Here is a 24,360-nt window from a genome sequence, read left to right on the forward strand (position 1 = left end):
GCGGTTCTCCTCACTGCCAGGCACGGTGGTAGGCGCCCAGGGTGGTCTGGCTGCCCTCGGACAGCCCGCCCAGCGCGGCGCGCCAGCCGGACTGCACGGCGAAGTTCTTCGGCGCCCGCTTATAGGCATCCAGCGCCTCGCGCCAGACGTGGGTGACCTGTTCGACGTAGGCCGGGCTGCGCTGGCGGCCTTCGATCTTCACGGCGGCGATGCCGATCTCGGCGAGCTGCGGGATCAGGTCCAGGGTGTTCAGGCTGGTGGGTTCTTCCAGGGCGTGGAAGCGCTGGCCGTTGACCATGAAGCGGCCCTTGCACAGGGTCGGGTAGCCGGCGGCCTCGCCGTCGGCGTAGCGGTCGATGAGCACGCCGTTGAGGCGTGAGCTCAGGCCCTGGGCTTCCTGCTCCCAGCGCACCGCCTTGGCCGGCGAGCAGACGCCGCACAGGTTGGGCGATTCGCCGGTGATGTAGGACGACAGGTGGCAGCGGCCCTCGGCCATGATGCACAGGCTGCCGAAGGCGAACACCTCCAGCGGCACCGTGGTCTTCTCCGCCAGCGCCTTGACCTGCGCCAGCGACAGCACGCGCGGCAGCACCGCGCGCTTGATGCCGTAGCGCTGCTGGAACAGGGCCAGCGCCGCCGGGTTGGTGGCCGAGCCCTGCACCGAGAGGTGCAGGTTGAGGTTGGGGTGGCGCTTGCTGGCGTAGGCCAGCACGCCGGGGTCGGCGCAGATCAGCGCATCGACGCCCAGGTCGGCGGCGCGGTCCACCGCGGCCTGCCAGCGTTGCCAGCCGCCGGGCTGGGCGTAGGTGTTGACGGCGATGTACAGCTGGCGGCCTTCCTTGCGGATCAGCTGCAGGCCGGCATCCAGTTGCTTGTCGTCCAGGTTCAGGCCGGCGAAATGGCGGGCATTGGTGTCATCGCGAAAGCCGACATAGATCGCATCGGCACCCTGCCGCACCGCGGCCTTCAGGGCGGGCAGGCTGCCCGCCGGACAAACCAGTTGCATGGCAACACCTCAAGCGCAGTAAACCGACCGCACTTTAGGCGCATGTCGCGCAATCACCCTTGATGGTCGTCAATCAAACGGTGCCGAGGGTCTCAGGCCGGTTCGAGGACGGTCTGTTTCGCCAACGGCCAGTTCCAGTGCGGCGACGCGGGATCGCGCAAGCGCTCCACATGGCCGGCGATCCGCGCGATCAGGGCTTGGTCCGCCAGCGCATCGAGCCCGGCATAGGCGCGCCCCTGGTAGTCGCTGGCATCGGTCAGTACATCCGCAACCGAACGGCGCCGCGCGTAGACGTCGCGGATCCACAGGCACTCCTTGTCTTCCGAGCCGGAATAGCGCAGCGCATAGACAATGCCCAGGGCGGTGCCGAATTCGAGCATCGGCGTTGCAATCCCGTGGCGGGCGGCCAGTTCGATGTTGCCGAGGATCCGCTCCTTGCGCTGCAGCTTGCGGCGCGGATCACGGCCGACGCGCACACAGGTGTCCTTGAACGACTCCTCGCAACGCTTGAGGAAACGCTCGACGAAGGTGTCGATGTGCGTCTTCAGTGCCGGGTTGTGCGCCAGCATCGCCGGCTTGATCTCCTGCTCCAGCAGCCGACGCACCAGACGCCTGACCCGTTCGTCGCCCATGCCCTGGCCAATGGTGCGATAACCCAGCAGCGCCGAATACCAGCCGATGATCGCGTGGGTCCCGTTGAGCATCTTGTTCTTGATGGCCTGGATCTCGGCGATGTCGTCCACCGTGCGTACCTGGCGCAGGCGCTCGAGGATGGCGCTGCCGCGCTCGGCGTACAACGCCATCTCCGGCCCGCTGTGGAAGAGCACGATGTTCAGGGTTGCCAGCGCCCGATCCAGCTGCGCCGCCTCGCTGAGCAGCGCGACCAGCGACTCGACGCCCAGGGCGCCAGGCTGCCGGGGCAGCGTCTCGAAGCTGCCGCTCGGCACGGCGGCGGAGAAGCTGCCGACATTGATGCGCACCTGCTTGAGCAGCGCCTCGCGGGAGACCCGCGACACGATGCGGTTGACCACGGTCTCGGCAAAGATCGTCGCCGCCAGCACCTCGCCCACCTCTTCGGCCGCCAGACGCTGCTCCAGCGCCCGGCCGACGCATCGCCGCACATAGGCCGCGCCGCCCACCTTGTTCAGGGCCACCAGCACGGTCAGCGGCCCGCGCCGCGCTCGCCGGCGCGCAATGAGGCCGTCGGCGATCAGCCCGGCCTGCTGGGCGATGGCGCCTTCCGGCAGGCTCAGGCCGACGATCTCGGCCTGTTCGTAAAGCGCGATCACGGCCGCCTGATTGTCCGCGGCGATCAGGCGCACTCGGTCGATGGTCTGTTCGAAGGCCTGATCCGGGTAATGCACGCTGTACTTGCCATAGGCGTTGACCAGGTCGCGCAGCAGTCGGTTGTTGGTCACGCCGACGATCTCCGCCGGTCGGGTATAGCCATCCCAGTGGGCGAACAGCTGCGCCAGGTAGCCGCCACCGATGGCGCCGAAGCCGTGGATGGCGGCGACATGGTCGTTATGGGTCTGCGGAAAGGGATCGGTGAGCGCCGGCACCGGCAGCAGCGGCGTGCAGGGTGCCAGGTCAGCGAGGAACGCTTCCAGGCTGTCGTAGGCACGCAGCGCCTTCGCCTTGATGGCCGGGGCCGGCTCCTTGATGTCCTTGAGCAGGATCGGCAGGCCTCCGCAGGCCGCGCCGGACAGCAGTCCGTTCTCCGAGTCCTCGAAGACCAGGCACTGTGCCGGTGCGCAGCCCAGCGCCGCCACCGCGGTCTGAAAGATCTCGGGATGGGGCTTGCCCTGGCTCACCTCGTCGCCACACACCGTGGCGTCGAAGTATTTCAGCACGTTGGCGTTGATCAGGTACTCCTCGGCGATGGCGCGCCGGCTGGAGGTCGCCACCGCCAGGCGCAGCCCGCTTTTCTTCAGGCGCTCCAGGACCTCGTAGAGTCCCGCCTTCACCGGTACGCCATGGGCGCGCACATGGGCCAGCTCCAGCGCATCGGCGCGGGCGCGGATCTCGGCATAGGGGTAGTCCGCGCCGTAGCGCGACTTGGCCAGCGCCTCGGCCTTGCGCGCGCTCAGCCCGAGCGAGCCGAGCAGCACCTGGTCATCGATGGCTTCGCCGAACAGCTCAGTGGAGGCTTGTCTCAACGTCTGGAAACGCAGGCGCTCGGTATCGAACATCGTGCCGTCCATGTCGAACAGCGCCGCCTGGATGAAATGTCCATGGAAGTTCATAGGGATTCTCCTTGACTTCAGCCACCGCCGATGGACGCGACGATTGCTGGCCCTGCACGCGCAGGGCCTCCCGACGCCGGCGGTGTGAGGATGGGCCGTCACCACGGGGGTGACGCAAAGGGAGGGTAGTGACAAGACCTGTCCAGGTCCCACAGCCGGCTCGGCCCGGCAGGGCAATCCGGTGGAAGGCGCGCCGGGCAACGATGGGCGTGCAGACAGCGATGCGGAGTTCCTCCTTCGATTGCGACCCGCAAGGGCCGCCGAATTAGGCGAACCGCCCAAGGACAGTACGTCTCGCACTGAAAAGGAGTGAGCAAGGTGCTCAACAAGAATGCAGATGAAACATCTGCCGCCATTGATGGCAGCCGGGGAGTCTACCGCACCTCACCCCCAAAAACACATTCGCGGCGGATGGGCGCAGATCGCCGAAGAATGATCGTAGATCCTGAGGCCTGGCTGGCCACGACACGGCTCGGCCGCAGGCGATGCCGTACGCCCGCCTTTGCCACGCTTGGATCGGGAGCGAACTACAGTGAAACACGTGGCCTCCCGAGGCCCCGTTGCCATTCCCTGCAGGGGAACGTGCGAGGCCGTATGGACAAGCATCCGAAGCATTCGCCAATCGCCCAGTTTCTGGGTCGCCTGACGCTGATCGCCCTGGTGCCCTTCACGCCGGGCAGCGTCCAGGCCGAAGCGGACGAGGCCATGGACATCCTGCTGGACATGACCGGTTTCCTGGCCGGCCAGCCGCACTTCAGCGTCGCGATTCAGAGCAGCTATGACGCGGTCCAGGCGGACGGTCAGAAGATCGAGTTCGCCGAGAGACGGCGCCTGCTGCTGGCACGGCCCGACCGCCTGCGGGTCGATCTTGAGGAAAGCGACGGCCTGCGCCACCAACTCATCTACAACGGTCACCAGATCTCCCTCGCCACCCCACAGAGCCACGTCTATGCCCAGGTCAGTCAGCCGGGAACAGTGGACGACGCGGTCCGGTTCTTCATCCGTGATCTCGATATGCGCCTGCCCTTTGCGGTGCTGCTGGTCAGCAACGCCAGCGAAGAACTGCAACGACGCACTCGGCAAATCGATTATGTGGAGCAAACCCGCCTGGCCGGCGTGACCGTTCACCACCTCGCCGGAAGGACCGACAGCGTCGATTATCAGGTGTGGGTCCGCGACGGCGACACGCCCCTGCCGGTGCGTCTGGTGCTGACCTATCCGGACGCCGAGGGGCAGCCGCAGTTCCGGGCGGATTTCCGCGATTGGGACCTGAAGCCAGCGCTTCCCGATGATGCCTTCGTCTTCACGCCGCCCGCCGACGCCCGGCAGATTCCCTTCGCCAGCGAGCTGCCGGGCAGCGTGGCCCCCGCTGTCGCGCCCCCGTCGAGTGGCGCGCCAGCTGGAGAACAGCCATGAAGTCGCTCGCCAGAACCAGCCTGACCGGTCTGGCCGCTGCCTTGTTGCTGCTGGGCCCCGCCCTGCAGGACAGCAACGCGCAAGGGCGTGGGGGTGGGGGCTTTTCCCGTGGCGGCGTGGCCGCCTCCGGCGCCTTCTCTGCACGGGGCGGCGGCATGGCGGGGGACAGCTTCCGCGCCAGCGCTCCCAATCTCGCCGCAACGCGACCGGAGGTTTCCCGGCCCGCGCAACCACCGTCGGCCGAGCAGCGGCCGCCCGGGGACCGGTCGCCACCCACCAGTCAACGCCTGCCGGGTGGCTACCCGCCGCCAGGCAGCCAGCAGCCGCCGCAAGGGCATACACCGCCGCCGCCGCCGCCGCAGTACCACTATCACGACCATGACATCGACTGGGATGATGACTGGGACCACTCGGATGCCGCGGTGGGTTTCGTCGTTGGCGCAGCCACAGGCGCGCTGGTCAACGAGGCCCTGCAGCCCGACGTGGTAGTCACCGAGATCACCACTGCCAGCGCCCCGGCGCCGGTGGCCGTCACCCGCCTGCCCTGCTCGCCCGCGTCCAGCCTGGTGGGCGGCGTCACCTACTACCGCTGCGGCAGCACCTATTACGTCCAGGCCTACACACAAGGCGGCCTGCTGTACGTCCCTGTGGCACCTCCCTGAGCCTACGGAGCGCGGCCGGGCGCATCCTGTCGCAGCATCAGCTGTCGTTGCAGGGTGTCGTCCAGGTAATGCACCCCGGCCATGACTCCGTTGTCGCGGCTGCTTAGCCACGCGCGCCACTGCGCGTCGAACGCGGCACCGAGGCTTTCACGCAACCGGGCTTCCCGCTCCGCCCGGTCGCTTTCTCGCACCAGCGCCGTCACGCCCATCACACCCAGGGACAGCACTGCACCCGCCGGGCCGATCATGGCCGACACCGCGCTCGCCACGCCGCTGGTGGCCAGTTCGGCCGTCAGCTGGCGGCTGGCCTGCGTCGCCACCGACGAAATGCCGGCATCTTCGGACCAGAGCACGGCGGCGGCGGGCGCTTTGTGGACATGTGCCGCCAGGGCGCGGTAGGCGGGCAGCCTGTCGAGACGCTCGGTGCGGATCAGCTGCCCAAGCGAGGCGTTCCGGTTCGGGGGCGGCGCCAGGGTGATGGCGGGAATCGCCTCGAGCCGTCGCTCGAACTGCTCCGCGGGAACCCCATGGCGCGCGGGAATCCTCGCCAGCAGCTCACCCATCAGCCAGAGGTAGAAGCGCGTCGTGCGCTCCCTGATCCTGACAGGATCCGTTTCCCTGGCCACCGGCACCAGCACGCGCTTGCGGTATTGCTGCTGCAGGTAGAACGCCAACCGGTCGACGACCTGTTCCTCGTCAGCGGCGCCCAGCCGGTACCAGGACAGCTTCACACTCAGCCACTGGCGGGCCCGGTAGCTGGAAAACCAGGGGATGAACTCCGCCTCGGTGCGCTGGTAGACCCGCTCCCGCCATTCCTGCATGGCATCGCGTGCGAAGTGGCTGGCCTGCTCGGTGGCGTCTTGCGAGGCGGCGAGGATGGCGCGATCGACCTGCCGCCAGGTGCCGGGCGCAACAACCTCGGGCGGGAGGCCCGACACACAGCCGGTCAGCAGAAGCATCCACATCACCAGCAGGATGCGCGTGTTCATCATTGCAGGCCCTGAAGCAGAAAATGCTGCGCCGCAGCCACCCTCAACGTTTGTGCGCCGGCCCGTCTCCTCCCGGCGCGTCGGCCAGCCACCCGCCACCCAGCGCGCGGTACAGGCCCACCACCGCGCTCAGCTGCTGCTGGCGGGTCTGCGACTCCAGCAGCTCCGCCTGGAACAGGCTGCGCTCGGAATCCAGCACTTCGAGGTAGCTGACCAGGCCGCCGTCATAACGTGCCCGCGACAGCCGCGCCGCGTTGCGCGCCGCCGCCAGCTGGCGCTGGCGAGCCAGATGCTCGTTGCGCGACGTGCGCACCCGGGTCAGCGAGTCATCCACATCGCGCAGGCCATTCAGGACAGCCTGCTCATAGCCCAGCCGCGCCTGTTCGGCGCGCTGGCGCTGCGTCTCCTCCACCGCCCGGAGCTGCCCGGCGTTGAAAATCGGCGCAAACAGGTTGGCGAGGAGGTTCCAGCTTTCATTGCCGCTGTCGACCAGGTCGCTCAGGTCGCGGCTGGCGTAGCCGAAACTGCCGGTCAGCGACAGGGAGGGCAGCCGCTGAGCGCGCGCGATGCCGATGCGCGCGGTCTCGGCGGCCAGCTGCTGCTCGGCGGCCAGGATGTCCGGACGCCGCTCCAGCAGGCTCAGCGGCAAGCCGGCCGGCACCTCGACCGGCACGCGTTGCGCCGCCAGCGGCGAGCCGCGCGCGATGACCCGGGGTCGCGAGCCGACCAGCACGCTCAGGGCGTTCTCGGTCTCGCGCACCGCGCGCTCGAAGGCGGCCACCGACGCCTCGGCGTCGGCGGCCTCGATCTCGGCCTGGTTGACGTCCAGCTCGGGCACCGTGCCCTTGCCGTACCGCTCGCGGATGATGCCCAGCGAGTCCTCGCGCGACGCCAGGGTGCGAACGGCGATGCCATGCCGGTTCTCCAGGTCCAGCAGCTGGAAATAGCTGATGGCCACCGAGGCGATCAGCGAGATGGTGACGTTGCGCGCCGCGGCTTCGGTGCTCAGCAGGTCCGCCCGCGCCGCCTCGGTCGCCCGGCGCAGCTTGCCCCACAGGTCAACCTCGAACGAGGCCACGCCGCCGAGGCTGAAGCTGTTGTCGGTCACGCCGCCGCCCAGCACGTCCTCGCTGGTCGAGGTCCGGCCCGCACCCGCCTGGATGTCGAAGAAGGGAAACTGATTGGCGCGCACCACGTTCAGGATCGCCGCCGCCTCTTCGATGCGCGCCAGGGCGACGCCGAGGTCGCGGTTGTTGGCCAGCGCCTCCTCGATCAGCGCGTCGAGGGCGGGATCGGCGAACAGCCCCCACCAGGGCAGGTTGGCGAAGGTGTCGTCGATCGGCGCCGGCTCGCGGTAGCTGGAGGGCATGTCCAGGGCGGGACGCTGGTAGTCCGGCCCGACCATGCAGCCGCCCAGCAGCAGACCGCCCGCCAACAGGACGATGTGCACGGGGCGCGCCGCAACGCCGCTCATGGCTCGGCTTCCTCGCCGATCGGGCCGGCGGCCGGGTGCTTGCGGCGGGTGAGGTAGCGCTCGACGACCACGAACAGACCGGGCACCAGCACGACGCCCACCAGGGTGGCGGTGAGCATGCCGGCGAAGGCGGTCATGCCCATGATCTTGCGCGCCTCGGCGCCGGCGCCACTGGCCAGGATCAGCGGTATCACCCCCAGAATGAAGGCGAACGAGGTCATCAGGATCGGCCGGAAGCGCAGCCGCGCGGCGGCCAGCGCCGCCTCCACCGGCTCCTTGCCGCGCTCGATTTCCGTGCGGGCGAATTCGACGATGAGGATGGCGTTCTTCGCCGCCAGGCCGATGAGCATCACCAGGCCGATCTGCGCGAACACGTTGTTCTCGTAGCTGGCGCTGAAAAAGCGCGCGACCCACAGGCCGAACATCGCCCCGCAGATGGCGATCGGCGTGCCGAACAGCACGCCCAGGGGCAGCGACCAGCTTTCGTACTGTGCGGCGAGGATCAGGAAGACGAACACCAGCGCCATGACGAACACCAGGCTGCCGGAGCCCTCGGCCGCCTTTTCCTGATACGACATGGCGTTCCAGGCATAGGACATGTCGCTGGGCAGCACCGCGGCGGCCACCTCCTCCAGGGCTTGCAGCGCCTGCGCCGAGGTGTAGCCCGGCGCCGGCCGGCCGGTGATCTCGGCCGCGCGGAACATGTTGAAGCGGTAGGTGAATTCCGGGCCGCTGGTGGCCTCGCTGGTCAGCAGGGTGTTCATCGGCACCATTTCGCCGCCGCTGTTGCGCACGTAGAACAGCGATGCGTCGGCAAGGTCGCGCCGGTAGCCGGTCTCGGCCTGCACGTACACCTTGTACAGGCGACCGAAGCGGTTGAAGTCGTTGACATAGGCTCCGCCGAGAAAGGCGCCCAGGGTCTGGTTGACGTCGCCCGGCGCGACGCCCAGCTTCATGGTCTTCTGGGTGTCCACGTCGAGGAAGATCTGCGGCACCGTGGCCCGGTAGGTGGTGTACAGCCCGCTCAGCTCCGGACGCGCGCTGGCCGCCTCGATAAAGGCCTGGGCCTGCTCGGCCAGGTAGTCGGGGGCGTTGCCACTGCGATCCTGCAGCATCATCGAGAAGCCCGAACCGGTGCCCAGGCCCGGAATGGCCGGCGGACCGAACGCGATGGCGATGCCCTCGTTGATGGCAGCCAGCCGGCCGTTGAGCCGTTGCGCAACCCGGGTGGCCTGATCCTCGGCGGCCGGGCGCTCGGCCCAGTCCTTGAGCTGGATGAAAACGAAGGCGTTGTTGGTGGACGAGGCGCCGGAGAGGAAGCTGTAACCGGTCACCGTGGTGTACGACTCGATGGCCGGCTCGGCCGCCAGGATGGCCTCGACCTTGGCGGCCGCGGCGTGGGTGCGTTCCAGCGAGGCGGCGTCGGGCAGCTGCAGGTTGGCCATCAGGTAGGCCTGATCCTCTTCCGGCACGAAGCCGCCGGGCACCGCGCGAAACAGCAGGAGCAGCGCCACCACCAGCGCGCCGAGCACCAGCAGCGCGCGCAGCGGGCGATGGGTGAAACGGGCGGTCAGGTCGATGTAACGATCCGTCACCTTGTCCAGCGCGCGGTTGAAGCGGGCGAAGAACCGCCCCAGCCAGCCCTTGCGGGCGCCATGCTCATGGGGCTTGAGCAGGGTGCTGGACAGCGCCGGACTCAGCGACAGCGCGACCACCGCCGAAATGCACACCGAGATGGCGATGGTGATCGCGAACTGTTGATAGAGCCGCCCGGTGATGCCGGACATGGCGGCGACCGGCACGAACACCGCGGTGAGCGACAGCGCGGTGGCGATCACCGGGCCGCTGACCTCCTTCATGGTCTCGATGGTCGCCTGGCGCCGCTCCATGCCCCGCTCCATCTTCTCCGAGACCCCCTCCACCACCACGATGGCGTCATCCACCACGATGCCGATGGCCAGCACCAGGCCGAGCAGCGAGAAGGTGTTGATGGAGAAACCCAACAGCGGAAACACCGCGAAGGTGCCGATCAGCGCCACCGGCACCGCCAGCGTGGGGATCAGCGTGGCGCGGAAGTTCTGCAGGAACACGAACACCACGAGGGTGACGATGACGGTGGCCTCGAACAGCGTGCGGACAATTTCCTCGATGCCGGCGGACACCGGCTTGGTGGTGTCCAGCGAGATCACGTACTCGATGTCCTGGGGGAAGCGTCCCTGCATCCGCTGCATGGCGGTGCGGATCTGCTCGGCCACCTGCAGGCCGTTGGCCTCCGGCAACTGGTAGACCGCCATCACGGCCGCCGGCTTGCCATTGAAGGCGCCGATCTGGTTATAGGTCTCGGCGCCCAGCTCGATGCGCGCCACGTCGCGCAGCAGCACCTGGGAGCCATCCGGGTTGGAGCGCACCACCACCTCGCCGAACTGCTCCGGGGTCTCCAGCCGTCCCCGGGTCTGCACGGCGTAGGCGAACTCGGTGCCCGGCGCCGCCGGCGGGCCGCCCAGCTTGCCGGCCGGGGTGAGCACGTTCTGCTGCTGCACGGCGTTGACGATGTCCGGCACCGTCAGCGCCAGCCGGCTGAGCTGGTCCGGCTTGATCCAGATGCGCATGGCATAGTCGGAGCCGCCAAAGATGGTGACCTGGCCGACGCCCTGGATGCGCGAGACCTCGTCGAGCACGTTGATCGACATGTAGTTGGTCAGGAAGTCGGCATCGTAGCTGCCATTGGGCGAACGCAGGGTCACCAGCATCAGCGGGAAGGCCAGCGCCTTCTTGATCTTCACCCCGCGTCGTTTGACTTCCTCGGGCAGCTGCGCGGAGCCTTCCGACACGCGGTTCTGCACCAGCACGTTGGAGATGTCCTGGTCCGAGCCCACCTCGAAGGCCACCGACAGGGTCATCTGCCCGTTACCCGCGTTGGTCGACTTCATGTACAGCATGTTTTCCACGCCGTTGACCTTCTGCTCCAGGGGCGTGGCCACCGACTGCTCGACGTTCACGGCGTTGGCGCCGTCGTAGGTGGCTTCGACCTTGATTTCCGGCGGCGTGATGTCCGGGTACTGGGCAATGGGCAGGCGCCCCATGGCCACCAGGCCGATGATCAGGATGAGGATCGAGATCACCATCGCGAACACCGGGCGGCGGACGAAGAACTCACCCATTCCGGCCACCCTCCGCCACCGGCGGCAGATCCCCACTCTCGGCCGGGCGTGGGCGCACGGTCATGCCGGGGCGCAGCCGCAACAAGCCCTCCACCGCAACCCGCTCGCCCGCCTGCAGGCCGGACTCGATCACCCAGTCGCTGCCCAGCCGCGGCCCTACCCGCACCTGACGCACCTCCACGGTATCGTCCGCCTTGATGACGAACACCCGGTGGACCGACTGCAGTTCGCTGATCGCCCGCTGCGGCAACAGGATGGCGCCCTTGATCGCGTCGGCATCGAAGCGGATGCGCGCAAACATCCCCGGGCGCAGCAGGTTCTGGGGATTGGGAAACTCGGCTTCGATGGTCAGCGAGCCGGTGGTGGGATCGATGTTGCGATCGACCTTGGTGGGCGTCCCCAGATGGTCGTACAGACTGCCGTCGGCGAGGATCAGCTGGAGGGTGCGCGGGGGCAGCTCCTCGGCTTTGCCCCGCTCAGCGGATGCCGCCAGGCGTCGGACCGCCTCCAGGTAGCCACGCTCGGTGATCGAGACGCGCACGCCTATCGGATCGGTGCGCGAGATCACGTTCAGCAATCCGCCATTGTTGCTCTGGCTGACATAGTCGCCGACCTCGGCCTGGGACAGGCCGATCAGCCCCTGTTCGGGCGCATGGATCTGCGTGTAGCCCAATTCCAGCTGCGCCAGTTGCACCTGCGCCTTGGCCGCCGCCTCCTGGTTCTGCGCGGCCTCGTAGTTGGCCACGGCGGCATCCAGGTCAATCTTGCTGACGGCGTTCATCGCGGCCAGCGGGCGGATGCGCGCCAGATCCGAGCGGGTCTTGACCAAGGCCGTGCGGGTCTGGGCCAGCATCGCCTGGGCCTGCGCCACCTTGGCCTGCAGGGGCTGAGGATCGATGGTGTACAGCAGGGCGCCCTTCTCGACGAAGGTGCCTTCCTTGAAATGGATACCCTCGAGGAAACCGTCGACCCGGGCGCGGATGGTCACGTCGACGGAACCGATGGTCTCGCCCACCACGTCGAGGGGAATGCGCACGTCCCGGGGGGCGACAGTCACGAAGGGAATTTCCGGCACGACCACGGCCGGGGGCTGCGCCTTATCGCACCCCCCCAGTCCCACCAGGAGGGCGAGCGCCAGGCCGGGACAGGAGAGTCGATTGCGGTACGTTGGCACGGGATGCCCCCTTCAATGCTTCAGCGCGATTCCAGCGTCATCGCTCACACTGCTGGCTTGCGCGCCAGTGAGAGGTGCATTGTTCCCTGCAAACCCGGTGCTCCCTGCTTGTCAGCCGCGGCCTCGGAGCGGTGCTGCGCTCCGGCGGTGCCAACGCCTTTTAAGGTAGTGCATGGCAACCCGCATGATGGCCCATCCCGGCAGCCGCTCATCGGCACCCGGTCTTCGCGCTAGGGCAACGCATAGATGGGAAACAGCAGCTCCGCACCCTCGCGGAGTTCGCCCAGGTACTTGCGGTGCGCCCGTTCGATTTCGCCCGAGCGGTACAGTTCGCTGATCACGGTATCCACCAGTAAGCGGAAGTCTTCGTCGCCGCGCTCAAGCGGAAAGGACACCGGCGTGAAGCCGAACAGGGTATCCAGCACTTGCATCTGGTCGGCAGCGGCGCTCTTGCGCAGATCCGTCTGCAGCAACATGCGCTCGCCGAAGAAGGCATCGGCCTTGCGTTCGGCCACCAGCTCGATGCCCTGTGCGTGGCTGTCGACCGTCACCAGGGTGGCGATCACCCCGAGCTTGCGCATTCGGTCGCGCGCCCATTCCTCGGAGATCCCGCCCTCGATCGTGGCGTAGGTGTGATTGGCCAGCCCCTGGTTGATGGTGGCGCGCCAGGTCGGACCGGTATGCACCGGCTCGCCGCTAAGCGCCCTGATCAATTGGGGTTGGGCATCCGTGCGTACCACCACGGCCAGGCCAGCGGTGTACACCGGTCGCGAAAAGCTCACCTCTTTGCGGCTCGCCAGGGTTTCCGGGGTCGGCGTGCAGAAGATGTCGATCGCCCCCGACTGGATGGCGCCGATGACCTCGCCACGGCTGACGGCCTTATAGCGCACCTGCATATTGCTCAGGCCCAGCTCCGCCTTCACCCGGTCGGCGATCTTCAGGCACAGCTCGATGCCGTAGCCGCTGACCGTTCCCCCCGTCTCGCTGCTGAATGGCGCAAGGTCTGGCAGGTAGCCCAGCGTGAAGGTGTTGTTCATGCGTACGCGCTCGAGCGTATTGGCGCCCGCCAGCACCGGCAGCAGTGCGAGCAGGCCGACCAGCAACAGACTGGCAATGGTGTGTCGCTTCATGTTCATCTCCTGTCCCCACATGCGAATGTCGTGGCCATCGGAAAGCGCCTGCCTAGCCTGCGGCCACGGCGACGGGCCGTTCGGTGACGAAGCGCTTGGCGACGAAGCCGTAGAGCAGATAGCCGACCGCCAGCACGAGGGTGGCGCCGAACACCGCATCCTTGCCGGAGGCGTAGATCGCGTAGAACGAATAGGCCATCGCAATCAGCAGCACCATCACATTGCGACTGAACACCGACGGGCCCACGTCAGCCTTGTACATCATCACCAGCAGGCTGGTGAGTGCGGTCACGTAGGGAATCAGGTTGGTCACCGCCGCCAGGCTGACCAGCTTGCCGAACTGCTCGCTGGCGTTGGGCGAGATGGTCGACAGGGCCAGCAGGGTCTGCAGAATGCCGCACACGACCATGCCGATGATCGGCGCGTTGGCCGCCGTTACCTTGGAAAACAGCTTGGGGAACATCCCCTGGTCGGCGGTCATCTTGGCCGTCTGCGCCAGGGTGAACTGCCAGCCCAGCAGCGAGCCGATACAGGCCATCACGGCCAGCGCCATGATGACGTTGCCCACCAGCGGGTTGAACATCTGCGCATACACGTAGGCGAACGGTGCCGAGGAATTGGCCAGCTCGGCATTCGGCACGATGCCCTGGATCACCGTGGTCGACAGCACGTACACCACCGCCGCGCCCAGGGTGCCGAACAGGCAGGCCAGCGGCACGTTGCGCTTGGGGTCTTCCACCGCGTCGGAGCTCTGCGCGGCCGACTCCATGCCGAGGAAGGCCCACAGGGTCAGCGGAATGCTCTGGGTGATGGCATCGCTGACGGCGATGTTGTTCGGGTTCCAGGCGGCGGCGAACACCTCCGGCTTGAACCAGAACCAGCCGATCAGGCTGAGGCCGGCCACCGGAATGATCACGCCCCAGACGGTGACCGTGCCGATCTTGCCGGTGATGTTCGGCCCGCCGAAGTTGGCCACCGTGGTGATCCACAGCAGGCCGACCGTGCCGATGAACAGGGGAATGGCGCCGCTGCTCAGCCAGGGCACGAACGACGACAGGTAACCGACCGCGGAGATGCCGATCGCCACGTTGCCGATGGCCAGCGACAGGAAATAGAGGAAGGAGCACAGGAAGAACGCCGACTTGCCGTGCGCCTCCTCGCTGTAGGCGGACATGCCACCCGAGCGGTTGCAGAGCAGTCCGCACTGGGCGAAGCAGTAGGCGATGGCCATCGAGCCGATCGCCGTGACGATCCACGACAGCAGCGAGACGGCCCCCAGCTGCGCCATGTTCGAGGGCAGCATGATGATGCCCGAGCCCATCATGTTGACCGCCACCAGGGTGGTGAGGCCCACCAGGCCCATCTTCTTGCTTGACTCAGCCATTGCAGAACTCCTCGCACTCTCCGCGGCGGCGGCCCGTGTCCGGGCCTGCGCGCCCGGGCGGAAGCCGGGCGTTACTGTTTGACGACGTAGACCCTGTAAGTCAGCTCTCCCCGAGCGCCGTGCTCCACCTCGACGCCATGGTTGTCATGCCCGAAGCCCGGGAAATGGCTGTCGAACAGCTCCATGGCCAGCAGGTAGTCGATGATGGCGCGCTTGTCGGCACCGGCCTTTTCGCCCGGCATCATCAGCGGAATGCCCGGGGGATACGGCACGATCTGCACCGCCACGGTACGGTCGAGCATGTCCCGCACGGCGATCTGCTCGATCTCTCCCCTGACCAGGCGGGCGTAGGTGTCGCGTGGCGAGGACACCGGGTCGGGCAGCAGGCTGAACGCCGCATCCATGTTGTGCAGCAGGCGTGAATCCAGCATGTCCTGGTGCATCGCCCCGGCCAGATCGCGCAGGCCCATGCCCGCATAGCGCTCGGGATAGCTGGCCAGCAGGTCGGGCATCACCTGTTCCAGCGGCGCGTTGGCGTCGTAATGGCGCTTGAATTCCATCAGGCCGGCCACCAGCGAACCCCATTTGCCGCGCGTCACGCCGACGCTGAACAGCACCAGGATGGAGTACGGCTCGGTCTTCTCCACCACGATGCCACGACTGGACAGGAAGGAGGACACCAGCGGCGCCGGGATGCCGCTGTCCTGCATGTCGCCCTCCAGGCTCTGCCCGGGCGTCAGCACGGTGACCTTGATCGGGTCGAGCATGCAGTAGTCCGCGCCGAGGTCGCTGAAGCCATGCCACCGGGCGCCGGGCTTGAGCACCCAGGCGTCGCCGTGGCGCAGGGCCTGCGGGTCGACGTCGGCAAACGGCACGCCGTCCACCTCGTCGGGCTGCCAGACCCCGAACCACCAGTCCTGCCCGTCGCGTTCGCGCATCTCGCGGTCCAGCCGCACCATCGCCTGGCGGAAGGCGATGGCCTCGCCGATGGACTCGTCGGTGAGGTATTCGCCGGCGTCGTCCATCATCTTCGCCGACACATCGGTGGAGGCGATGATGCTGTACTGCGGCGAGGTGGAGGTGTGCATCATGAAGGCTTCGTTGAACAGCGCCGGCGTCACCGGCACCTTGCCCGAGCGGATATGGATCATCGACGCCTGCGACAGGGCAGCGAGCAGCTTGTGGGTGGAGTGGGTGACGGTCACCGTGGCATCGTCGGCGTGCCGCTCGCCGCGGTGCATGCCGTAGCGCCCCTCGTACAGCGCATTGAAGCGCGCGTAGGCGTACCAGGCCTCGTCGTAGTGGATGCGGTCGACGCTCCTGCTCAGCTCGCGGGTGGTGGTCTGCACGTTGTAGCAGAGGCCGTCGTAGGTCGAGTTGGTCAGCACCGCCAGCACCGGGCGTGCCTGCTTGTCGCGCGCCAGCGGGCTTTCGGCCAGTTTCTGCGCCACCGCCTCGGGGGTCAGCTCGCTTTGCGGCACCGGGCCGATCAGGCCGCGCGCATTGCGCCGCGGGCGCAGGTACAGCGGCACGGCGCCGGACATGTTCAGCGCGTAGTTCAGCGACTTGTGGCAATTGCGGTCGACCAGCACGGCATCGCCGTCGGTCACCGAGGCGTGCAGGATGATCTGGTTGCTGGCCGAGCTGCCGCCCACCGAGAAGAAGGTGAAGTCGGCACCGAACACCCGGGCGGCATAGCGCTCCGCCTCCGCCATCGGCCCCGAGTGATCGTTCAGCGAACCCAGCTCGCCCACCGACACGCTGAGGTCCGAGCGCAGCATCTGCTCGCCGTAGAAATCCAGGAAGCTGCGCCCCACCGCGGTCTTCATGAAGGCGGTGCCGCCGGTATGGCCCGGGGTGTGCCAGGAGTATTCGCAGGTATCGGCGAAGTTGACCAGGGCGCCGAAGAACGGCGGCAGGATGCTGTCCAGGTAGCGCCGGGCCGCCGCGGCGATGCGCCCGGCGATGAACGCGGGACTGTCTTCCGGCAGCCAGATGAAACCGTCCATCTGCTCGACGAATGCCAACGGCACGCGGTGGTGGTGGGCCTGGGTCATGCCCAGCAGCAGGGGCAGCTGGGCGGTGCGCCGGCGAATCAGGCGCACCACCTGCTGCGCCTTGTGCAGATCCTGCTCGCACAGGCCCCAGCCCAGGATCACGCAGCAATAGGCGGGATTGGACAGGAGGGCGATCTGCGCATCGTCCAGGGAACCGGCCAGCTCCACTGCCAGATCATGGTCCTCCAGCGCGCGCATGACGCCCTCGGCGCTGTGCAGGATCACGTCCTCCTCATGGCCGCGTGCGCTGGCCACGATCAGCACCGGATAGCGCCGGGCCAGGGCGGGGGGCAACGGCGTTTGCGAGCGACTCATGGCGGAGGCCTCCACGGGACGGCAAGGTTCGGGTTACTTGAGACACCAGAAGTGGTAATCGCCGTCCCTGTGCACCGCTCCCGACACCTCCTTCTCGAAGCCCGGGAAGCGGTTGCCCCAGTCCTGCAGGGCCTGGATGTAGCGCAGCCACGGGCCGTCCAGCGCGCCCATGTTCTCGCCGGGCATGACGATGGGGATGCCCGGCGGATAGGGCATCACGCCGACGCCGGTGACCCGGTTGGCCGCCTGGTTCAGCGGCAGCAGTTCGGCGTCGCCGGCCTGCAGGGCCTGAAAGGCGGCGCGCGGCGTCATTTCGATGCGCGGCAACTGGCCGAAGGCCTGCGCCTGCAGCGCATCCATGCGGCTGGAGCGCATGTACTCGAACATCTCCCGGCTCAGATCGCGCAGCCCCATGCCGCCGTAACGCGCAGCGTGCTGTGCCACCAGATCGGGCAGCACGCGCTCCAGGGGCTGGTTCTCGTCGTGATGGCGCTTGAAGGCCAGCATCACGTTGATCAGCGTGGCCCACTTGCCCTTGGTCACTCCGATGCTGAACAGGCACAGCACCATGAAGTCGGTGATGCGCGACGGCACGATGTTCTGCCGGTACAGGAAAGCACCGAGAATCGGCGCGGGTACGCCCTCGGCCTGCAACTCGCCGTCATTGCCCATGCCCGGCACCAGGATGCCGACCTTGATGGGGTCGAGCAGGCACCAGCCCGGCGCCAGGCCGGCGAAGCCATGCCACTCGGCGCCCGGCTCCAGCTCCCAACAGCTGGGCTCGCTGGCCAGCCACTCGCTGTCGGCATCGGCGAAGTCGACCAGCGTGCCGCTGCGGTCCCGCACCTGCGGGGCGTTCCAGGGCTGGAAGAACCAGTCGCCGCGGCTGGCGAACTCGCGATGGACGCGCGCCAGGGCCTGGCGGAAATCCACCGCCTCGCGAATCGCATCCTGCGTCAGCGTGTAGCCGCCTCGGCCATCCATCATGGCCGCGCCGATTTCATTGGAGGCGAACATCGCATAGAGCGGCGAGGTGCTGGCCTGGATCACGAAGGATTCGTTGAAGCGGCTGTGCTCGATCGGGTTGCGACCGTTGCGGACGTGGATGAACGAGGACTGCGACAGCGCCGCCAGCAGCTTGTGGGTGGAGTGGGTGGCGAACACCGTCGGCGCGTTGGCGGCATGCTCGAGCGGATCGCCGCGCATGGCGAAGCGCCCGCGGTACAGCGGATTGAACCGCGCATAGCCGTACCAGGCCTCGTCGAAGTGGATGCGGTCGCTGCTCTGCCCCAGCAGCGCCTCGGCGCGTTCGGCGTCCAGGCACATGCCGTCGTAGGTGCAGTTGGTCAGCACCGCGTAGACCGGCTTGTCGCCCCGCATCTGGCCGCGCAGGGGATGATGGTCGATGGCGTCGGCGATCCGCTGTGGATCGAACTGCTCCGGCAACAGCGGGCCGATGATGCCGAACCGGTTGCGGGTCGGCGTCATGTACACCGGCACGCCGCCGCACAGCACCAGGCCCTGCTCGATGGACTTGTGGCAGTTGCGGTCGCACAGGGCTATCTGGTTCTCGCCCACGCAGGCCATGAAGATCGCCCGGTTCGAGCCCGAGGTGCCGTTGAGCACCGCATAGCTGGCATGGGCGCCGAAGATGCGCGCCGCAAAGGCCTCGGAGGCGCCGACCGGGCCGCTGTGGTCGAGCACCGAGCCGAGGTTGCCACGCTCGATGCCACTGTCGGCGCGGAACAGGTTTTCGCCGAAGAAATCGAAGAACACCCGGCCGACCGGCGACTTGGTGAAGGCGATCCCGCCCTGGTGACCGGGCGCCGCCCAGGAGTGTTCGTCCTTGAGGGTGTAGCGGATCAGGGCATCGGTGAACGGCGGCAGCAGACGCTCCAGATAGCGCTCGATCGCAGCGAGCACCCGCCCGGCCACGAAGGGGGCGGTGTCTTCCAGCATCCAGAGGAATTCGTCGGCCAGCCCCATGGCCTCCACCGTGATGCTGCGCTTGGCGTCGCGGTCGGCCATCAGGAATACCGGCACCCGTTCGTGACGCTGGCGAATGGCATGCAGGAGTTCCAGCGCCTGGGCATGGCTGCGCTGATCGTTGCGGCCCAGCGTCCAGTCCACGCAGATGCAGTGCAGGGCGGCGTCGGACACCACCGCGGCCATGCCGTCCTCGTAGGAGGCGGCGCCGACCACGTCGGTGTTGCGGGAGTTGAATTCGCTGATCAGGTCCTGCAGTACCCGACCGCGGGCCCTGCTCGGGTGGCCCAGGTCGTCATCGACCAGCAGGACCCGCTTGCGCAGCTGGAAACTGGTGCGCCCAATCATGTGACGATCTCCCAGGAAAGGGGGAGCACCACTACGGCGACATCCTTGGCGACGATGCCCGCGCCGGGAATAACCCTACCATCAGTGCGGTATCAGGAAGCTGTGTGAGTTCCGACACGGGGATTCGCGCCGAAGTGCCCGACACGCCCGGGTTTCCGATAGCCGGCGATGCATACACTCAGCCAGGGCCCGCCAGCGCACTCTGCCGTGGAGCGCTGTCTATCGATGGGTTGACCATCTCGCCGCGGCGCCGCGCGCGGCAAGGAGTTCTCCATGCCGCCCTTCGCCTATTCCGACCAGGCTCGCGACCTGCTCGATGTGCTGATCCGCGCCGGTCTGATCGTGGTGCTGGTGTTGTTCTGCTTTCAGATCTTTCGCCCCTTTCTCAACCTCATGCTCTGGTCGCTGATCCTGGCGGTGACCCTGTATCCGCTGCATCGCTGGCTGCGCGAACGCCTGGGCGGCCATGACGGCGGGTCCGCCACGCTGCTGGTGCTGGTCGCCGTGGTGGTGTTGCTGGTGCCCCTCATCCTGCTGGGCACTTCCCTGGCGGAATCCGTGGAGAAGTCCCTGGACCTCATTCGCTCCAGCGATTTCCGCGTCCGCCCCCCCGCAGCGTCGGTGGCCAACTGGCCGCTGATCGGCCAGCCGCTGTACGACGCCTGGCTGCAGGCGTCCATCGACTTCAGCGGGGCCATGCAGCGCTTCGCGCCACAGATCAAGGCCGCCCTCCTGGTCGCCTTCGGCTCGCTCGCCGGCCTCGGGATCGGCCTGCTGATCTTCATCGTCGCGCTGATCATCGCCGGCATCTTCATGGCGTATGGCGAGCTGGGTAACCGCAGCGCGATAGACATCGCCTCGCGCATTTCCGGGCCGGAGAAAGGTCCGCAGATCGCCCGGCTATGCACCTCGACCATTCGTGCCGTGGCGATGGGCGTGGTGGGCATCGCCTTCATCCAGATGCTGCTGATCGGCGTCGCCCTGGTGATCAAGGGCGTCCCCGGCGCCGGCCTGCTGGCCCTGGCGGTCCTGCTGCTGGGCATCATGCAGTTGCCCGCCACGCTGATCACCGTCCCGGTCATCGTCTATGTGTTCAGCACGGAGGGCTTTGGCACCGTGCCGCTGGTGTTCGCCGTCTACCTGTTCATCGCCGGCCTGGCCGACAACGTGCTCAAGCCGCTGCTCCTCGGCCGGGGCGTCAACGTGCCCATGCCGGTGGTGCTGATCGGCGCCCTGGGCGGGATGGTCACCAACGGAGTGATCGGCCTGTTCATCGGGCCGGTGGTGCTGGCCGTGGGTTACCAGTTGTTCTGGCAATGGGTCAGGGATCAACCGGCGCCCGGCGGGCCCGGACACTGAAGCGCCGCCGCGATGGCGCGCTATCCGTCGCTGCTGCTCGGCGCCCTTGCCCTGGGCGGCTGCATACGGGTGGGGCCGGACTTCCAGCCGCCGGGCGAAGCCTGGCTCGATCACTGGAACAGCCCGGCCATCGAGCTGGCCAGCCAGCAGCGGCCGGAACCGGATGTGTCCGCCTGGTGGCAGGTGTTCGGCGATCTGCTGCTCGACCGCCTGATCGCCGAAGCCGATATCCACAACGGCAGCCTGCGCATCGCCGGCCTGCGGGTCATGGAGGCGCGCGCGCAACTGGGCATCGCCAGCCGGGGACGTTATCCACAGGTTCTGCAGGCCAGCGCTGACAGCCTGTATGTGGATCAACGCCAGTCCGGGGGACGCAACCCGCAGGACAGCCAGTTCTGGCAGCACAGCCTGGGGGTGGACATCGGCTGGGAACTGGATTTCTGGGGCCGCTTCAGCCGCGCCATCGAGTCGGCCGACGCCAGCTACTTCGCCGCCCGGGCCAATTTCGAGGACGTGCGCGTGCTGTTGCGGGCGCAGGTTGCGGACACCTATTACCTGATGCGCACCACCGAGGCCCGCCTGCGCGTGGCTACGGAAAATGCCGCGCTGCAGAGGCGCAGCTTCGAAATCACCGAAAAGCTGTTTGCCAGCGGCCAGAGTGACGAACTCGACCTGCAGCAGGCCAAGACGCAGTACCTGGCCACGCTGAGCAGCATCCCCGAGCTGGAGGATCAGGCCCTGAGCACGCGCAATGCCTTGGCCGTGCTGGTGGGTCGGCCGCCTGGCCCGCTGGCGGAACTGGCCGAGCGCCAGGGGCTGATTCCGCTGGTCGATCAGGCGGTGCTGGACGACGTGCCGGCCAACCTGCTGCGCCGCCGGCCGGACATCCGCGCGGCGGAACTGAATGTCGCCGCCCAGTCGGCGCTGATCGGCGTGGCCCAGGCGGATCTCTACCCCTCGCTGAGCCTGCTGGGCAGCATCGTCTGGTCGACCAGCTCGCTGAGCGGCGCGCCCGATACCCTGGAGCGGGTCGGCGGCCCGAGCCTGCGCTGGAACCTGGATTTCACCCGCACCCGCCATAACGTGCGCGTGCAGGACGCCCGCCTGCAGCAACTGATCGAATCCTACCGCGAGCGCGTCCGCCAGGCCGCGCGCGAGGCCGACGACGCCGCCCGCGGCCTGAGCAAGGCCCTGCAGCGCGAGCGCATCCTGGGGGAGGCGGCGCAATCGGCCGAACGCTCGCTGAGCCTGGCCAACGCCCAGTACCGCGAAGGCCTGGCCGATTTCCAGCGCGTGCTGGACGCCCAGCGGGCCCTGCTGGTGCAGCAGGACACCTACCTGCTGACCCGCTACAGCGCGGTCAGCAACCTGATTGCCCTGTACAAGGCCCTCGGTGGTGGCTGGTCCGGCACACAACCGTGGATCGACGCGGCCACCCGCGAGCAGATGCAACAACGCACCGACTGGGGCGATCTACTGGACGAGCCCGGCACAGGAGCGCCCCGATGAACGATCAGCCCACCGCGCCGGCGGCGGAACCGGAAAGCACGCCCAGCGCGCCGGTGGACAGGGGCATTCGCCGGGTGCTCTGGCTGATCGTCATCAGCCTGGTCTGGTACCTGCTGGCCGACCGCTTCACGCCCTATACCCAGCAGGCCCGCGTGCAGGCCTTCGTCGTGCCGGTGGCCGCGGAGGTGGCCGGGCGGGTGGTGCGCGTGCCGGTGCGCAACAACCAGATGGTCGAGGCCGGCGACCTGCTCTTCGAGATCGATGCGGAGCAGTACCGGATCGCCGTGGCGCGGGCCCGCGCCGATCTGGAGTCGACCCGCCGGCAGATCGCCGCCAGCACCGCCGGCATCGACTCGGCGCTGGCCAAGTTGGCGGCGGCCCGGGCCAATGCGCTCAAGGCCCGGCAGGACCGCGAGCGCCTCGAACGCCTGTACCGGGACGACCCGGGCACCATCTCCCTGCGCCGTCTGGAGGTCTCGCGGGCCAGCCATGCCGAGGCCGACAGCCAGGTGGCGATGGCCGAGGCCGAGGTGCAGCGTGCGCGCGAACAACAGGGCGGCAGCGAGGAGCAGAACGCCCTGCTGCGCAGCGCCGCCACCGCCCTGGAAAAGGCCGAGCTGGACCTGGCCAACACCCAGGTACGGGCCCGCACCGCCGGGCTGATCACCGACCTGCGCACCGACGTCGGCCAGTTCGCCGTGGCCGGCAATCCGGTGATGACCCTGATCACCCTGCAGGATGTCTGGATCCAGGCGGAGATGACCGAGAACAACCTGGGCCGGGTGGTGCCCGGCACGCCGGTGGGCATCGTGCTGGATGCCCTGCCCGGCCGGGTCTTCGCCGGCCGGGTACGCAGCGTCGGCTATGGCGTCAGTGTCGGTTCCAGTACCCCGCCGGGCAGCCTGCCGAGCGTGCAGAACAGTCGCGACTGGCTGCGCCCGGCCCAGCGCTTCCCGGTGATCGTCGAGATCGATCCTGGCGAGCTGACCAGCCTGCGGGGCATCCGCGTCGGCGGTCAGGCCGATGTCATGGCCTTTCCCAGCCGGGGCAATCCCCTCAACCTGCTCGGCCGCCTGTTCCTGCGCCTGATGAGCTGGCTGGCCTATGCCTACTGATCCCCGCGCCCGGCGGGCGCTGCGCCTGGCCTCCGGCACCGCGCTGTGCCTGGCGGCCAGCTTCGGCCTCGGCCTGCCCCTGCCCTTCATTGCCCCGCTGCTGGCTACCTTCCTGCTCGCCCGGCTCCACCAGCCGCTGCCGCTCAAGGCCTGCCTGGGGCTGATCGTGCTGGTGGTGCTCACCACCGGCGGCGGGCTGCTGCTGATTCCGCTGCTGCGGCATACCCCGCTGACCGCCCTGCTGCTGGTGGCCGTGGCGCTGTTCCTGAGCTTTCGCCGCGGCTTGCGGGGCGAAGGCAGCGCCCTGGTGACCACCTTCCTGGTGATCGGGCTGACGATGATTTCCGCACTGGGCAGCCTCGAGTTCGCCCTGGCGCTGGCGGTGATCGGCGCCCTGGTCCAGGGCCTGCTGCTCGCCGTGCTGGCGCTATGGGTTGGCCACGCGCTGTTTCCCGAACCGCCCGGTGCAACGGCCGCGCCGGCGGCCCCGCCGCTGTCCGAGGAGGCCGACTGGCTGGCCCTGCAGGCCACGCTGGTGGTGATGCCGGCCTACCTGCTGGCGCTGATCGACCCGTCCGCCTACCTGGCGATCATTCTCAAGGCGGTCAGCCTCGGCCAGCAGAGCAGCGGCACCCCGGTGCGCACGGCCATCCGGGAACTGCTCGGCTCGACATTGCTGGGCGGCCTGCTGGCCATCCTGTTCTGGTGGGCGCTGGGCCTGTTCGTGCACCTGTGGATGTTTTTCCTGTGGATGCTGCTGGTCGGCCTGCTGCTGGCGCGCAAGCTCCATGGCCTGCGGCCAAGTCGGCACAGCCCGGGGTTCTGGCTGAACACCCAGGTGACCATGCTCATCCTGCTCGGCCTGTCGGTGCAGGACAGCGCCAACGGGCAGGATGTCTACCATGCCTTCGCGGTGCGCATGAGCCTGTTCATTGCCATCAGCCTGTACGCCGGCCTGATGGTGCATCTGCTGGCCCCCTTGCGCCACCGGCGGCGCGGGCGCGCCCTCGCAGGCTAGCCCGGCCGCCC

General features: G+C 68.0%; 16 protein-coding genes. 6 read left to right on the top strand and 10 right to left on the bottom strand.

Features of this window, described 5'->3' with window-relative positions; genetic code table 11:
* Positions 1-10: 10 nt before the first annotated feature.
* Both ubiU and mtlD read right to left on the bottom strand, forming a co-directional pair.
* Positions 11-1,006, bottom strand: coding sequence for a ubiquinone anaerobic biosynthesis protein UbiU (ubiU, locus tag SF06_RS14345; protein WP_027591415.1), 996 nt, complete (start codon positions 1,004-1,006; stop codon positions 11-13).
* Between the two features lie 92 nt (positions 1,007-1,098).
* A complete protein-coding gene (mtlD, locus tag SF06_RS14350; RefSeq protein ID WP_039562242.1) occupies positions 1,099-3,252 on the bottom strand; it encodes a bifunctional mannitol-1-phosphate dehydrogenase/phosphatase in 2,154 nt (717 codons plus the stop codon).
* Between the two features lie 594 nt (positions 3,253-3,846).
* On the opposite strand from mtlD, the gene SF06_RS14355 reads away from it, so the two are divergent.
* Entirely contained in the window at positions 3,847-4,668 is an 822-nt protein-coding gene (locus SF06_RS14355) for a DUF2092 domain-containing protein (RefSeq protein WP_081993447.1), read from the top strand.
* On the top strand, positions 4,665-5,330 hold the full coding sequence (locus SF06_RS14360) for a hypothetical protein (protein ID WP_039562243.1): 666 nt from the start codon (positions 4,665-4,667) through the stop codon (positions 5,328-5,330). The genes SF06_RS14355 and SF06_RS14360 overlap by 4 nt, the downstream gene beginning before the upstream one ends.
* Before the next feature lie 2 nt (positions 5,331-5,332).
* On the opposite strand, the gene SF06_RS14365 is transcribed toward SF06_RS14360, so the two are convergent.
* From SF06_RS14365 to SF06_RS14400, 8 genes are all read right to left on the bottom strand, one after another.
* Positions 5,333-6,319 (bottom strand): hypothetical protein, encoded by a 987-nt coding sequence (locus SF06_RS14365; protein ID WP_139326702.1) that lies wholly within the window; start codon positions 6,317-6,319, stop codon positions 5,333-5,335.
* Positions 6,320-6,362: 43 nt separating this feature from the next.
* Positions 6,363-7,793 (bottom strand): efflux transporter outer membrane subunit, encoded by a 1,431-nt coding sequence (locus SF06_RS14370; protein WP_052199833.1) that lies wholly within the window; start codon positions 7,791-7,793, stop codon positions 6,363-6,365.
* Positions 7,790-10,954, bottom strand: coding sequence for an efflux RND transporter permease subunit (locus SF06_RS14375; RefSeq protein ID WP_052199834.1), 3,165 nt, complete (start codon positions 10,952-10,954; stop codon positions 7,790-7,792). Before SF06_RS14375 ends, SF06_RS14370 begins: the two co-directional genes overlap by 4 nt.
* Positions 10,947-12,011 (bottom strand): efflux RND transporter periplasmic adaptor subunit, encoded by a 1,065-nt coding sequence (locus SF06_RS14380; protein WP_169745313.1) that lies wholly within the window; start codon positions 12,009-12,011, stop codon positions 10,947-10,949. The genes SF06_RS14375 and SF06_RS14380 overlap by 8 nt, the downstream gene beginning before the upstream one ends.
* A gap of 347 nt (positions 12,012-12,358) precedes the next feature.
* Positions 12,359-13,264, bottom strand: coding sequence for an amino acid ABC transporter substrate-binding protein (locus SF06_RS14385; RefSeq protein WP_027589604.1), 906 nt, complete (start codon positions 13,262-13,264; stop codon positions 12,359-12,361).
* A gap of 46 nt (positions 13,265-13,310) precedes the next feature.
* Complete coding sequence (gene potE, locus SF06_RS14390; RefSeq protein WP_027589603.1) at positions 13,311-14,642, bottom strand: putrescine-ornithine antiporter; 1,332 nt, start codon at positions 14,640-14,642, stop codon at positions 13,311-13,313.
* A gap of 71 nt (positions 14,643-14,713) precedes the next feature.
* Positions 14,714-17,014: an Orn/Lys/Arg family decarboxylase gene (locus tag SF06_RS14395; protein WP_039562244.1), complete on the bottom strand. Its 2,301-nt coding sequence runs from the start codon at positions 17,012-17,014 to the stop codon at positions 14,714-14,716.
* A 33-nt stretch (positions 17,015-17,047) separates the two neighbouring features.
* On the bottom strand, positions 17,048-19,348 hold the full coding sequence (locus SF06_RS14400) for an Orn/Lys/Arg family decarboxylase (protein WP_039562245.1): 2,301 nt from the start codon (positions 19,346-19,348) through the stop codon (positions 17,048-17,050).
* A gap of 273 nt (positions 19,349-19,621) precedes the next feature.
* On the opposite strand from SF06_RS14400, the gene SF06_RS14405 reads away from it, so the two are divergent.
* From SF06_RS14405 to SF06_RS14420, 4 genes are read left to right on the top strand one after another with little or no spacing between them, the layout of a single operon-like run.
* Positions 19,622-20,707, top strand: coding sequence for an AI-2E family transporter (locus SF06_RS14405; protein WP_027589600.1), 1,086 nt, complete (start codon positions 19,622-19,624; stop codon positions 20,705-20,707).
* 12 nt (positions 20,708-20,719) lie between these two features.
* Positions 20,720-22,216 (top strand): efflux transporter outer membrane subunit, encoded by a 1,497-nt coding sequence (locus tag SF06_RS14410; RefSeq protein WP_039562246.1) that lies wholly within the window; start codon positions 20,720-20,722, stop codon positions 22,214-22,216.
* Positions 22,213-23,331 carry an HlyD family secretion protein gene (locus SF06_RS14415; protein ID WP_039562249.1) on the top strand — a complete coding sequence of 373 codons (1,119 nt, stop codon included), beginning with the start codon at positions 22,213-22,215 and terminating at the stop codon, positions 23,329-23,331. The genes SF06_RS14410 and SF06_RS14415 overlap by 4 nt, the downstream gene beginning before the upstream one ends.
* Positions 23,321-24,349, top strand: coding sequence for a DUF2955 domain-containing protein (locus SF06_RS14420; protein ID WP_039562251.1), 1,029 nt, complete (start codon positions 23,321-23,323; stop codon positions 24,347-24,349). Before SF06_RS14415 ends, SF06_RS14420 begins: the two co-directional genes overlap by 11 nt.
* The last annotated feature ends 11 nt before the right edge of the window (positions 24,350-24,360 follow it).

The sequence above is a fragment of the Pseudomonas flexibilis genome (assembly GCF_000802425.1).
In the GTDB taxonomy this organism is placed as follows: domain Bacteria; phylum Pseudomonadota; class Gammaproteobacteria; order Pseudomonadales; family Pseudomonadaceae; genus Serpens; species Serpens flexibilis.